The sequence below is a fragment of the Sporosarcina obsidiansis genome (assembly GCF_009651005.1).
GTDB lineage: Bacteria > Bacillota > Bacilli > Bacillales_A > Planococcaceae > Sporosarcina > Sporosarcina obsidiansis.
In genome coordinates this window covers 26,231-39,259 of record NZ_WHVW01000009.1, presented here as the reverse complement: position 1 = coordinate 39,259, position 13,029 = coordinate 26,231, and the positions used below count along the sequence as shown (strand labels likewise).

At 41.0% G+C, this 13,029-nt stretch carries 15 protein-coding genes and 1 riboswitch; of the genes, 13 read left to right on the top strand and 2 right to left on the bottom strand.

Features of this window, described 5'->3' with window-relative positions:
* Positions 1-165: 165 nt before the first annotated feature.
* The gene (locus GD002_RS09190; protein ID WP_153732062.1) at positions 166-618 is read right to left on the bottom strand and encodes a hypothetical protein; all 453 of its coding nucleotides are present in this window, start codon (positions 616-618) and stop codon (positions 166-168) included.
* A 168-nt stretch (positions 619-786) separates the two neighbouring features.
* Here GD002_RS09190 and GD002_RS09185 point away from each other — a divergent pair, with 168 nt between their 5' ends.
* The 13 genes from GD002_RS09185 (at position 787) to GD002_RS09125 (ending at position 12,618) form a co-directional block, all read left to right on the top strand.
* Positions 787-1,023 (top strand): glutaredoxin family protein, encoded by a 237-nt coding sequence (locus GD002_RS09185; RefSeq protein WP_153732061.1) that lies wholly within the window; start codon positions 787-789, stop codon positions 1,021-1,023.
* 168 nt (positions 1,024-1,191) lie between these two features.
* Positions 1,192-1,545: a rhodanese-like domain-containing protein gene (locus GD002_RS09180; protein WP_153732060.1), complete on the top strand. Its 354-nt coding sequence runs from the start codon at positions 1,192-1,194 to the stop codon at positions 1,543-1,545.
* Between the two features lie 199 nt (positions 1,546-1,744).
* Positions 1,745-2,605 (top strand): DUF72 domain-containing protein, encoded by an 861-nt coding sequence (locus GD002_RS09175; protein WP_153732059.1) that lies wholly within the window; start codon positions 1,745-1,747, stop codon positions 2,603-2,605.
* Entirely contained in the window at positions 2,605-3,429 is an 825-nt protein-coding gene (locus GD002_RS09170; protein ID WP_153732058.1) for a sulfite exporter TauE/SafE family protein, read from the top strand. The genes GD002_RS09175 and GD002_RS09170 overlap by 1 nt, the downstream gene beginning before the upstream one ends.
* 5 nt (positions 3,430-3,434) lie before the next feature.
* Entirely contained in the window at positions 3,435-4,814 is a 1,380-nt protein-coding gene (locus GD002_RS09165) for a bifunctional metallophosphatase/5'-nucleotidase (protein WP_228548346.1), read from the top strand.
* 46 nt (positions 4,815-4,860) lie between these two features.
* A complete protein-coding gene (gene yunB, locus GD002_RS09160; protein WP_153732056.1) occupies positions 4,861-5,628 on the top strand; it encodes a sporulation protein YunB in 768 nt (255 codons plus the stop codon).
* A 54-nt stretch (positions 5,629-5,682) separates the two neighbouring features.
* Positions 5,683-5,857, top strand: a riboswitch (Lysine riboswitch).
* Between the two features lie 182 nt (positions 5,858-6,039).
* Positions 6,040-7,608 carry a Na+/H+ antiporter NhaC family protein gene (locus GD002_RS09155; protein WP_153732055.1) on the top strand — a complete coding sequence of 523 codons (1,569 nt, stop codon included), beginning with the start codon at positions 6,040-6,042 and terminating at the stop codon, positions 7,606-7,608.
* Between the two features lie 166 nt (positions 7,609-7,774).
* Positions 7,775-9,295, top strand: a complete 1,521-nt coding sequence (locus tag GD002_RS09150; protein ID WP_153732054.1) for a sodium-dependent transporter — start codon at positions 7,775-7,777, stop codon at positions 9,293-9,295.
* Complete coding sequence (locus GD002_RS09145; RefSeq protein ID WP_228548341.1) at positions 9,296-9,433, top strand: methionine/alanine import family NSS transporter small subunit; 138 nt, start codon at positions 9,296-9,298, stop codon at positions 9,431-9,433.
* A gap of 553 nt (positions 9,434-9,986) precedes the next feature.
* On the top strand, positions 9,987-10,952 hold the full coding sequence (gene lipA / locus GD002_RS09140; RefSeq protein ID WP_153732139.1) for a lipoyl synthase: 966 nt from the start codon (positions 9,987-9,989) through the stop codon (positions 10,950-10,952).
* Entirely contained in the window at positions 10,953-11,273 is a 321-nt protein-coding gene (locus GD002_RS09135) for a YutD family protein (RefSeq protein WP_408020088.1), read from the top strand.
* Between the two features lie 125 nt (positions 11,274-11,398).
* Positions 11,399-11,845 (top strand): DUF86 domain-containing protein, encoded by a 447-nt coding sequence (locus tag GD002_RS09130; protein ID WP_153732053.1) that lies wholly within the window; start codon positions 11,399-11,401, stop codon positions 11,843-11,845.
* Positions 11,846-11,850: 5 nt separating this feature from the next.
* Complete coding sequence (locus tag GD002_RS09125; RefSeq protein ID WP_194841538.1) at positions 11,851-12,618, top strand: TIGR01457 family HAD-type hydrolase; 768 nt, start codon at positions 11,851-11,853, stop codon at positions 12,616-12,618.
* A 39-nt stretch (positions 12,619-12,657) separates the two neighbouring features.
* On the opposite strand, the gene GD002_RS09120 is transcribed toward GD002_RS09125, so the two are convergent.
* Entirely contained in the window at positions 12,658-12,894 is a 237-nt protein-coding gene (locus tag GD002_RS09120) for a YuzB family protein (protein WP_153732051.1), read from the bottom strand.
* Positions 12,895-13,029 lie beyond the last annotated feature (135 nt).

The window sequence follows — 13,029 nt, the reverse complement described above, 5'->3', positions numbered from 1 at the left end:
GATATAGGTTTGTGGAATGATCCCATTGAGCAGTGGGCTGAAGAATAGTATGGATGGCTAGAGGTGTAAATTGCAGAGCATTAAAAGTGCAACATAAAAAACAAGACTACCAGTTTTCCACTAATGGCAGTCTTGTTTTAATCTTATTAAAGAATTTGCTTCTGTTCATTGTTTTTGAATAGAGTGTGTTTCAATGCGATTAATTTTCAAATCATTCATAGCAGTTTTTTGATACGTAAATTCGACATCGGATTGAAGGCGTTCAAGAAGAGAAAGAGTTTTGGATTGGGATGCAGTTAAAGAACCAGTTTGTCCATAGATAATTTGCTGCTTGTTTTCAATAGAAGTTAATCTTTCGTTTGTCAACTTCTGCTCTTCTTTCAAACCTGAAACTTCATTCGACAAAGCTACTATGTCACTTTTCACTTCTTGCATCTCTTGCTTCAATATGTTGACATCTGATTTCAGCTCGCTAACATCTGTCTTAAGTTGAGTAACATCCATCTTAAGTTGATTCACATCATTTTTTAGCTCACTGACATCCGTTTTAATTTCAGAGACATCCGTTTTGATGCCTTTCATTTCATCCAGAATCTGTTGCAATAACACTTCACTCATAATAAATCGCCCCTCTCCAGTGTAGATTTGCTTATCTATATACTATCATGTATTTCCTTAAAAACAACTGAATCATGACCTTACGAATATATGTAAAATCAATTAGTTGACTATATACCTATAGGGGTATATACTATTGATACTAACTACTAGTAAGGAGTTGTAATTATGACTGCAAAAGCAACTGTTTATGTTTCATCCACTTGTCCGTATTGCACGATGATGACAAACTATTTAGAAGAGATCCATGTTCCTTATGAGACGATTAATGTGTCTACTGACCCCGCAGCAGGTCAGCGCTTGGTGGAAATAACTGGACAGATGGGTGTGCCGCAAACTTTGTTGAACGGCAAATGGATTTTAGGGTTTGATCCAGCAAGTGTTCAAGCCGCTTTAGACGCATGAAGCGCATCAAACAGCTCTTCACATGTAGAACGTGCACGATCCAAACAGCCGAGGAGCTAGAGAAGAAGATGTTTCCTAGGTTTTGCATTGGCCATGTAGCGTTTGTGGTGATGGGCGTGGTACTTGTCATGATGGAGTGGACTCGCTAAATAAGAGGAGGCAGCACAAATGAGTTGGATCTTTATCGCACTTCTTGTCGGAATTTTAGTCTGGCGTATGAAACCAGCAAAAGGCATACGTACGATGTCGACGGATGAACTGAAAAACATCTTGAAAGATAAAAAGATTCAGTTCGTGGATGTACGCACACCGGCAGAATATAAAGGAAACCATATTAAAGAGTTTCAAAACATTCCATTACACGTATTAAACAATAAAATCTCTAGTTTGAAAAAAGACCAAGAAGTCGTCGTCATCTGTCAAAGCGGTATGCGCAGTTCAAAAGCAGCAGGTCAACTGAAAAAGGCAGGCTTTACTAATGTCATCAATGTGCGCGGCGGAATGAGTGCATGGCGTGGATAACTACAAAGAACGTTTCGGGTATAGAATCCGAAACGTTTTTTGTATTCTAGAAAGTTTGATATAAATGTCTGGACAGCGTTTATGAGTATTACAAGGTTTCTATGAGTAGCGCTATTATTCAAACTAGATAGTAACGATTTTTCCGAAAATACATAAGGTATGATACACTACTAGAAAGGTAAAAGGAGGCGGACTTTCCATGATTCATATCGGATTGACAGGATGGGGAGACCATCCGAGCCTATATAATGAAAAGACACCAACGAATAAAAAATTAGTTGATTATAGTAAACATTTTCCGATCGTTGAACTGGATTCGACGTTCTATGCTATACAGTCTGAAAAAATGATGCGGAAATGGACAGAAGAGACACCAGCTAACTTCCAATTCATCGTCAAGGCGTATCAGGGAGTCACGGGTCATCAGCGTGGCAAACTACCATATGACTCGGAAGAAGAAATGTTCTCGTTATTTAAATTGTCGATGAGTTCATTCGTAGAGGCAGGCAAGCTTGCGATGGTGCTCGTCCAATTCCCGCCCTGGTTTGATTGTCAGAAAGAAAACGTCGAGCGCATACGCTATGTGCATGAACAATTGCAGCCGTTGCCGATCGCAGTAGAGTTTCGCCATCAATCCTGGTATTCACCTGCTTACCAGAAGAAGACGCTAGAGTTCCTACGCAGTTTGAACATCATCCACGTTGTCTGCGACGAACCACAAGTCGGTGACGGAAGCGTCCCGCTCGTGCCGACTGTAACGGATCCGAAAGTATTATTGCGTCTTCACGGCCGCAATGACAGTGGCTGGGTCAATACGTCAGGTGATAGTAAAGCTTGGAGAAAAGTCCGTTATTTATATGACTATAATGAAACAGAGTTAGAAGGCGTGAGCAAGATCGTCAAAAATCTGGAACAACAGGCACAAGAAGTATTTGTCATTTTTAATAACAATTCCGGTCAGCATGCAGCGAAGAATGCCAAACAGTTTGCGGGGCTTGTCGGTGTAGATTACGGACAGCCGCTCACCAAGCAGATGGATTTGTTTGAGGAGGATCAATAATGGAATATATATTGTTGGCATTAATCGGTTTGGCTTCAGGGGTGATCGGCTCGATTGCGGGGCTTGGTGGAGGAACTATACTTGTTCCGGTCACGTTGTTTATCGGTCTAAATCTGGGCATGATACCTAATATCACTCCACAAAGTGTAGTGGGCTTGTCAGTCATTATGATGATCGCGAATGGTCTTGGTTCGACGATTTCTTATATGAAAGTAAAAACGATTGATTATCGCAGTGCCTTCTTGTTTTTTATAGCCAGTATACCAGGTATTATAGTAGGCGCCTGGATTAATAAAAGCCTGAGCATTCAATCATTTAATTTATATTTCGGTATTTTATTGATCGTATTGTCCACACTCCTACTAACAAGAAAGTATTTGAAACCAATTCGTTGGTTTGTTGATAACGGAAAAAAGATGACGTTCACTGATCCGCAAGGCGAGACGCATGTGTACGGCTATCCGATCTGGTTCGCTATTCTGCTTTCATTGTTTATCGGGCTGACATCCGGAGTTTTCGGAATTGGTGGTGGCACGATGGTTGTGCCTGCCATGATTTTGCTGTTCTTGTTCCCTCCACATGTGGCGGTTGCGACATCGATGCTAATGGTATTTCTATCCGCAGTCGTGAACTCTGTTTCTCATATTTCGCTTGGGCATGTGCCTTGGTTATATACGATCCCTGTTGTGCCGGGAGCATATTTCGGTGGAATGCTAGGTGCCTACTTAAATGGGAAAATGAAGTCAGATACATTGGTTTTGGTTATCCGCATCATTTTACTCGTATTTGGATTGCGTTCCATCTATGAAGGGATCTGGGGTTGAAATATATGAAGGAAACGGTTTCTACGATACACATTTATCATACCAATGATGTACATAGCCATTTTGAAAACTGGCCGCAAATTAAACGATTTCTACAGCAACGAAAAGAACAAGCAGCAAAAGTGGGAGAGGCTTGTTTCATTTTTGATATTGGAGACCATATTGACAGATCGCATCCTTATACTGAAGGTACAATTGGCAAAGGCAATGTGAAGTTGCTGAATGAAGTGGGATATGATGCGGTAACAATCGGTAACAATGAAGGCATTACGATGTCTAAGCAAGCGCTGAATATGCTGTATGAAGAAGCACTGTTTGATGTAATCATCTGTAATTTGAAAGAAGTAGATGGCGAGCAGCCGTTTTGGACGAAACCATTTAAAATTTTGGAAACTGAGGATGGTGTTAGGATTGGACTGGTGGGTGCCACTGCTCCTTATTATGAATTCTATCGTCAACTTGGTTGGGAGATTGTTGAGCCACACGCTGAATTGCAAAAGATTGTAAGGGTGTTGAGAAAGGAATCGGATATTGTTGTTTGCCTATCGCATCTGGGTATCCGTGATGATCGACTGTTGGCAGCTGAATGTCCAGAGTTGGATATAATTTTAGGAGCGCATACTCATCATTTATTGCAAAATGGCGAATGGGTTGAGGATACATTGCTTGGCGCGGCAGAAAAGTTCGGTCATTATGTTGGCCATATTCGAGTGGATGTGGATCGTATGACGAATCAGGTTATCCATATGGAAGCGGAAGTGTTTCCGACAAATATGATGGAGCAAACAGCAGAAGATGTTGAACAGGTAAATGCCTATATAATCGAAGGAGAAAAGGCTTTGAACGTACCTGTTTTTTATAATCCGTCGCCATTATTTCAGAAGTTAACAGGAGATAGTTCGCTGTCCTCTTTTTTTGGACGAGCGCTTTTGGCTTATACAAATGCAGATTGTGTCCTCTTCAACGCAGGGATTTTTCTTGGGAGTCTCGACGAGGGATGGGTGACAAAAGGAGATTTGCATGCACTTTTGCCACATCCGATTAATCCTTGTATTGTACATCTTGACGGATCAGAATTACTGACGATTTATGAACAGTCGTTAGATCCGAAATGGGCTGAAATGGAGATCAAAGGCTTAGGTTTTCGTGGAACGTTTATGGGAAGCATGATTCACGAACGATTATTCCGCAATCGGGAAGGGCAATTATTTGTAGGCAATCAACTGGTAGAGCGCGGAAAAACGTACAAACTGGCTACACTTGATATGTTTACATTCGGTTTTTTCTTTCCTTCATTAAAAGAAGCACCGAAGGAATATATCATGCCAGAAATGATTCGTGATGTGCTTGGCTGGTATGGAAAAAAGTATTTTCATGAGAGATAGTATGAACGCCTCCTGATTTGCATAATGTGAAGCAGGAGGCGTCGCTTTGCGGTTTTATACGAATAATACAAGACCGAAAAAAACTAGATATTCGAGAAATTGGCTACGATTTATTATTCCTACGATTTTTGTGGCTGTCGCCATATTTTTCTATACAGTCAATAAACAGCTGACTCCTATTTACACACAATATGCTGAAGTGCAAACGCAGAAAATCGCAAGTCATGTGATCAGCCAAGCGATCCAAGCTCGTTCTACGAGTGTCTATGATGTAAATGATGTGATTGAAAATGTGCCAGACAATACGAGTGATACCGTTACGACAAAGTTTAATGCCGAGATTATTAATCAAGTAATGTCTGAGATTCATCAATTAGTAGAAGATCACTTAGAGCGGGCAGAGGGTGGAGATCTAGATATGTTACCTCCGTTAGGTGATTTAGAGTATAACCCAGATATGATGGAAAAAGAACAAGGTATCGTGTTCTTTGTGCCGCTTGGTCAAGCAACAAATATCCCACTGATCGGAAACTTAGGACCGAAAATTCCTATACGTTTCCACGTGATAGGTGATGTCCATCTCGATGTGGGTACGGATATCACTGAATTTGGTATCAATAATGCCTATGTGGAAGTGAACTTGCTCGTGCAGGTAAATGTGCAGATTATCGTCCCCCTCGCAACAAGTCGAAGTGTAGTGGAACAAAAGATACCTGTAGCAATGGGATTGATAAGAGGGAAAGTACCACAAATTTATTCGAAAGGAGAGCAGACGCCCGCACAGATTGAAGTGCCATTGCAAGAACCACAATAAATGGGTATTGTGAACGTTGTCGATTATTGCTACACTGATAACAGAAGAATATCGAGACTTAGTAGAGGCTGCATTGTTTATTAGTAACTTGTGAGAGAGTGACGTCCATGACCACAAGTGAAAGGAGACGATGCCGAAGTTTGAGAAGGGTTGACTTCTCAGGTTGGGGTCATTTCGAAGAGGAATGGCACTGTCATACAATGACAATGTATGGAGAGCTACAGCGACTAGATGATCCGCATACACTTATCTAAACACGATGATTGATTAGCAGATGAACTGTTAGGCCGACTCCTACATGTTAGTGAAACTTGTTGGGGGTCGGCTTTTATCTATTATTAGTTTTTCACTCTTCGAACAACCTTTCTACCTTTCGATATTATCTAGCAACCAGAAAGAGGAGGAATTTATATGATTGGAACGTGGGTATCCATTTTGCCTCCTGTTATCGCTATCGTGATGGTATTGGTGACGAGGAGAGTACTATTGTCTTTAGGAGCTGGGATTGTAACAGCGGCTTTACTCATCGCGGAATTTTCCCCAATGGCCACATTGAAAAATGTCTGGACGGCTATGACGGTTTCATTTTGGGATGAAGGACTGAATACGTACAATATATTTATTATGTTATTTTTATTATTATTAGGTGTCATCACGGCTTTTGTTAGCTTATCTGGTGGTAGCACTGCGTTTGCGAGATGGGCAGTCAAACGTATTCGTACGAAACGGGGAGCTAAATTGCTAACATTGATTCTCGGGATTGCTATTTTTGTAGATGACTACTTCAATGCATTAGCAGTTGGACAAATTGCACGTCCAATTACCGATCAGCACAAAATCTCTCGTGCAAAACTGGCATATTTCATTGATTCTACTTCTGCACCGATTTGTGTGGTATCGCCGATTTCAAGCTGGGGGGCGTTCTTGATAGGGCAACTTGCTCTTATACTAGGCACGACAGCTACCCTTAGCTATTCGCCATTAACAGCGTTTATCCTGATGGCGCCAATGAACTTCTATGTAATTGCTACACTTTCCATGGTGTTTTTCTTTGCTTGGACGAATCATGATTTCTTTGAAATGAAAAAACACGAAGATCGAGCAGTAAACGAAGGTTTGTTATATGATCCTGAAAAAGAAATCCCAGGTGAGTTAAAAGAGGAATTTCCAGAGCACTCGCATGGGAAAGTACGCGATTTGGTTGCGCCGATCGTGACGTTAATTGTGGTAACTCTAGGAATGATGGTCTACACAGGTTACAAAGAAGCAGGTGTCTTTGACATTTGGGCTATTTTTGAAAATACTGATGTGCCTAAATCGTTAGTGGTTGGTGGCGTGACAGCTACTTTACTAGCTATGCTATTGTATACCCTACAAATGAAAGTGAATAAAACAGCAAGTGTATCTTGGATGGGGCGTGCATTTATTAGTGGTTTGAAGGCTATGATGCCTGCTATCCTAATTTTAATTTTTGCATGGGGCTTAACCGATTTGATTGCCACACTTGATACAGGATTATTTTTATCTACAACGGTGGAACAGCTGAATATTCCGATAGCTTTCTTACCTGTATTAATTTTTGTTTTGGCGGGATTAATGGCATTTTCAACAGGTACTTCATGGGGATCATTTGGTATATTATTACCAATTGCGGGTACGATCATGGTCAATGCAGCGCCTGATCTACTATTGCCTGCGTTAGCAGCAGTTCTAGCGGGAGCGGTTTTTGGAGATCACTGTTCACCGATTTCAGATACTACTATTTTATCTTCTACTGGAGCGGGCTGTAACCACATGGATCATGTAGCTACTCAATTACCATATGCATTGGTGGCTGCCGGGATATCCGCACTAGGCTATTTTGTTCTTGGTTTGACAGGTTCCGTATGGATTGGTTTAGCAGCAGTTGTTATTGTATTAATAGTATTATTTACGTACTGGACAGCAAAAGGAAAGCAGCGTCAAGCCCGTACGATATAAATTTAAAATTAGACTAAGAGTGTTGGTGGTATCGGCTCTCTTAGTCTAAAATTGTTTTGACATCTACTAAAGTCCTGTTTATACTAAATATACAGAACTTTAATTGTCAGAAAAAAATGAATGGTGGTAAGTTTTGTGAAATAACAATATGAAAGGAGAGAGTAGTATGGAAAATCGTTCGCAATGGGGAACGAGAGCAGGTTTTATTCTAGCTGCGGTTGGTTCAGCAGTGGGTCTTGGAAATATTTGGCGTTTTCCCTATGTCGCGTATGAAAATGGTGGCGGTGCATTTTTCATCCCTTATTTATTTGCACTTTTAACAGCTGGGATTCCTATCCTCATCATGGAATTCACAATCGGACATAAGTACCGTGGATCGGCACCACTTTCTTTCTTCCGGCTAAATGGGAAAAAGACAGAATTTCTAGGTTGGTGGGGGATTTTCGTTTCATTTGTCATTTCGACCTATTATGCAGTCATTATTGCCTGGGCAATGAAGTACACAATTTATTCATTTAGTTTATCGTGGGGAGATAAACCACAAGATTTCTTCTTTGGAGATGTCTTGAAATTGGCAGATACTCCAGGAGAAGTAGGAGGATTAGTTGGAGGCGTTGCATTACCACTACTACTCGTTTGGGCAATTTGTTTTATTATCTTGCTCGGTGGTGTCAAGAAAGGGATCGAGTTGGCGAATCGGATATTTATTCCTGTCCTTTTTATACTATTTTTATTCGTCGTCATCCGTGCGATCACGCTTGATGGAGCAATGGTAGGTTTGGACGCATTCTTCAAACCAGATGTCGATAAATTACTGAACCCACGGGTATGGGTAGCTGCATATGGACATATTTTCTTCAGTTTGTCGATTGCGTTTGCAATTATGATTACGTACTCCAGTTATTTGCCGAAGAAGTCTGATATAACAAATAATGCATTCATTACAGGTTTTGCAAACTCCTCTGTTGAGTTATTAGCAGGTATCGGCGTATTTGCGGTACTAGGATTCATGGCAACTTCACAAGGGGTAGACGTGGGGGATGTAGCCTCTGCAGGGGTAGGTCTTGCCTTCGTTGTGTTCCCTGAAATTATCAATCAAATGCCAGGATTGAACGGGCTATTCGGAGCATTCTTCTTCCTGTCGCTTGTGTTAGCGGGTCTAACTTCGCTCATTTCGATATGTGAAACGTATATCGCAGGATTATCAGATAAGTTCAATATTTCTAGACGCCGTTCTGTTTTTATCGGTGTTGGTCTTTCAGGAGTAATTTCTATGCTATATGCAACAAAGGGTGGTTTGTATTTCCTGGATGTAGCAGATTACTTTATCAACCAATTTGGTATCGCGGTTATCGGTCTAGTCGAAGTTATTTTGCTGGCTTGGGTTTTCAGAAAACTCGGTGTTTTTGAACAACATGCGAATGCGGTCTCAGATATTCGCTTGGGTTGGTGGTGGAAGTTGTCACTAACATTTATCACACCTTTGGTACTCGGTACTATGTTATTCTTCTTGATCAAAGATAATATCGCTGAAAACTACGAAGGATATCCTACATCATTCTTATGGACGATCGGGTGGCCTGTTGCTATTGGAGCGTTTGTCATGTCGATTGTCTTTACTTCTATGAAGTGGAAGCATAATACTCACGTAGTTTCTGATTATGAAGAAGACAAAGGAGGGCTTTAAATGGATACAGGAATGAGTGGTTCTGCAATTCTCATGATGATAGTCGGTATAATTATTATCTGGGGCGGTCTATTTTTAAGTATCTTCTATGCCTCCATACTGACGAAATTTAAAAAGAAATTTAAGGTTGAACAATAATACCCATTGCCTGTAGCCGAGAAATTGGTTGCAGGCGTTTTTTTGACTTATTGACAAAAGAAAGTAAGACGATTACATGGTGTGTGGTCCGGGATTTATACTTCAGATGGGACGCTTTCCGGAGGGAGCTACTTGAGCCTCAAGGAGTTGCCCCTCTTACGTTCCAATCCTATAAGTGGTGTAATAATACTTTTAGACATTACTGTAGTTATCAAGTATCTTAGAAACTGTTCTTTACTTTTTTAAGTTCAAATTCAAATGTACAATTTAAGTAGGAATCTGAACATTCAACTTACTAACTTCAGAAAATTACGCTAGTGAATCGGAGTGGAAGGCGGCGACTCTGGGAGGATCAGCCCGACAGGTGAGACAACCAATAAGCGTAGCGAAGGTTGGCTCACCGCGGGCCCTCCAGAACGCGTCCGCCTGGAACGCAGAGAAACGGTAACCTTACCGCTCACTCTTTCTTTTATCTACCGCCTCTAAGCTCCATCTATAATTGAACACTTTCTGAATTTATGTTACATTGACATGAGTAGAAACTATGAACAGAATGGAGACGGTAGCGTTGTCATGTAGACCTGAAACAGGAAGAAAATCAGAGCATGTAAAGAAGCCTGATTGGCTGAAGATTAAGCTGAACACCAATGAGAACTATACAGGTTTAAAGAAATTAATGCGTGAGAAAAATTTACATACAGTTTGCGAAGAAGCACGTTGCCCGAATATACATGAATGTTGGGGAGAGCGTCGGACAGCGACGTTCATGATCCTGGGGGCTGTATGTACAAGAGCATGCCGTTTCTGTGCGGTGAAAACAGGTTTGCCGAACGAATTAGACACTGCTGAACCTGAGCGCGTAGCAGAATCTGTTGAGTTAATGAATTTAAAACATGTGGTGGTTACAGCAGTCGCGCGTGACGATTTGAAAGACGGTGGTTCTGGAATTTTTGCCGAAACCATACGTGCGGTCCGTCGTAAAAATCCATTTACAACGATTGAAGTACTACCATCCGACATGGGTGGCGATCGGGACAATTTGCAACGCTTGATGGATGCGAAGCCTGATATCTTAAACCACAATATTGAAACAGTACGTCGGTTAACGCCTAGAATTCGAGCACGTGCCACATATGATCGTTCATTGGAATTATTAGCTCGTGCAAAACAGATGTACCCTGAGATACCGACTAAATCTTCACTGATGGTTGGGCTAGGTGAGACAGTTGAAGAAATCATCGAAACAATGGATGATCTTCGTGCACACGATGTGGATATTATGACAATTGGTCAGTATTTGCAACCGACCAAAAAGCATGCGAAAGTTGTGAAATACTATTCTCCTGATGAGTTTGGTGAATTGCGTAAAATAGCAATGGAAAAAGGGTTCTCTCATTGTGAAGCGGGGCCGCTTGTACGCTCAAGCTATCATGCGGATGAGCAGGTGAATGCTGCTGCTAAAGAAAAGCAACGGCTAGGTGACGAGCAGCTTGAACTAGAACAGCAAGCGAGCAGTTAAATGGAAGTGAAGCAGACAATGGTTATTTTAGAGAACGTTCAATATGAAATAGCGGAAGAATTTCGAGAAGGCTTTGATGAAGAAGCACTGAATGAACGATTCAGCGAAGTACTGTTGAAATATGATTATATTTTAGGGGATTGGGGATACGGTCAACTGCGATTAAAAGGATTTTTTGAAGACCGTAATGCCAAATCTACCTATGAAACGAAAATCAGTACGGTACAGGATTATATTTATGAATACTGTAACTTTGGATGCGCATACTTTATCTTGAAAAAGATTGGTAAAATCAAACCTGAATTACAAGAGAACGAATAATAATGAAGCTTCGAGCAAATTGCTTGGAGCTTTTTTCTAGTCCACATATTGAGGGGACTTCTGCTGAATGCCGTTGAAAATATGATAAGATAGAGTGAGGAAAACGATGAGGAGGAAGACGTATTATGTATTTTGTCGATCAAAAACAAATTAGTAAAACACTTGCGTATATGGAGCAATTACTCCGGATTTTTGAAAAGGAAAATGGTTGGCAGCAGAGTGAATTAAACAAGCTAGCGATTGAACGTATCGCTCATGGTTTAATTGAAGGAATTATTGATGTGGGGAATTCCATGATCGATGGGTTTATTATGAGAGATCCAGGGAGCTACGAAGACATTATTGATATTCTAGAAGATGAAAAAGTCATTCAACCAGAACAAGCTAGTCCATTGCGAACGTTTATTACGTTGCGTCCTATGATTGTCCGTCAATTTATAGAAGTAGATACCGTACAAGTTGAAGAAGCTATCCGAGAAACAACTGCAGAGCTAAAACTATTCCCGAAACAAGTCCGAGATTATTTGACTAATGAATTAGGACCAGTTTCTGCGTTTCTCCCAACGGAGTAATGGGTATGACACAATATAAGGCGTATTGTTTTGATTTAGATGGCACAATATATCGTGGAAAAGAGCCAATAACCGAAGCGGTTGATTTCGTCACTCGCCGCCAAGAAGAAGGATATGAAACGTATTTCATTACAAATAACGCAGCTTTGACACGTGCTGCACAGCAGAAGAAGTTAGCTGGATTTGGGGTGAAAACAGATGTAGAACACATTATGAATTCCGCTATCGCCCTTGCTAGATATTGCAAACAATATTATGCAGGAGCGACCGTGATGATGATTGGCGAAGAAGGGTTGGAAGAGGCTCTAGAGGCAGAGCAGATTACAATTACTTCAGAAAATCCAGATGTAGTTCTGATGGGACTCGATCGGCAAATCACGTATGGTAAATTGGCGGAAGCATGCCTAGCGATACGAAATGGCGCGCACTTCTTAGGAACTAATCAAGATGTGAAGTTTCCTACAGAAAGAGGGTTGGTTCCAGGAAATGGTTCTTTCCTTCATTTGATGGAAGTAGCAACAGAAACGAAACCGATCGTGGTGGGCAAACCGGAACCTCATATGCTGCAGTTCATTCAACAGCAAGGTGAATATGGAAAAGACGAGATGATTTTGATCGGTGATAATTATGATACAGACATTTTAGCAGGAATCCGCTATGGGATCGATACGGCATATGTAGCAACAGGGGTTACTCCTGTAGAGGAAGTACTGACAAAAGAATTACAGCCAACCTATGTGCTGTCCTCGCTTGCTGAATGGCCAAAAAAATAAGCATAGTGCTCTAAGAGGACTATGCTGGTTCATTTATGATTAGAAAAGTGGATTGTCATCGATGAATTGATAAATGCGTGCTGTCAATTCATCGGGGGTATCCGCTTCGACAAGTTCACCGTTAACGATCGCATATAAAGTATCCGTACATTTTGTACAATAGCTCAAACATCCATACTCGAGTACATCAATGTTCGGGTCTTTTTCTAATGTCTCAAATACCGGATAGGAACCATTTGCCAAATTACTGATACAAAATTCCACGATGGGATTCATAACTCTCACCTCACCTATTAGAAATGGTACTCTTTTTTTAGGTAGGCGTCAATGAACTTGGCATATTGTGAAAAGTATCACAAACTGCTATAATAGCAAATGAGGTTTGATCGGAAAATAGACATAGAAGGAGAA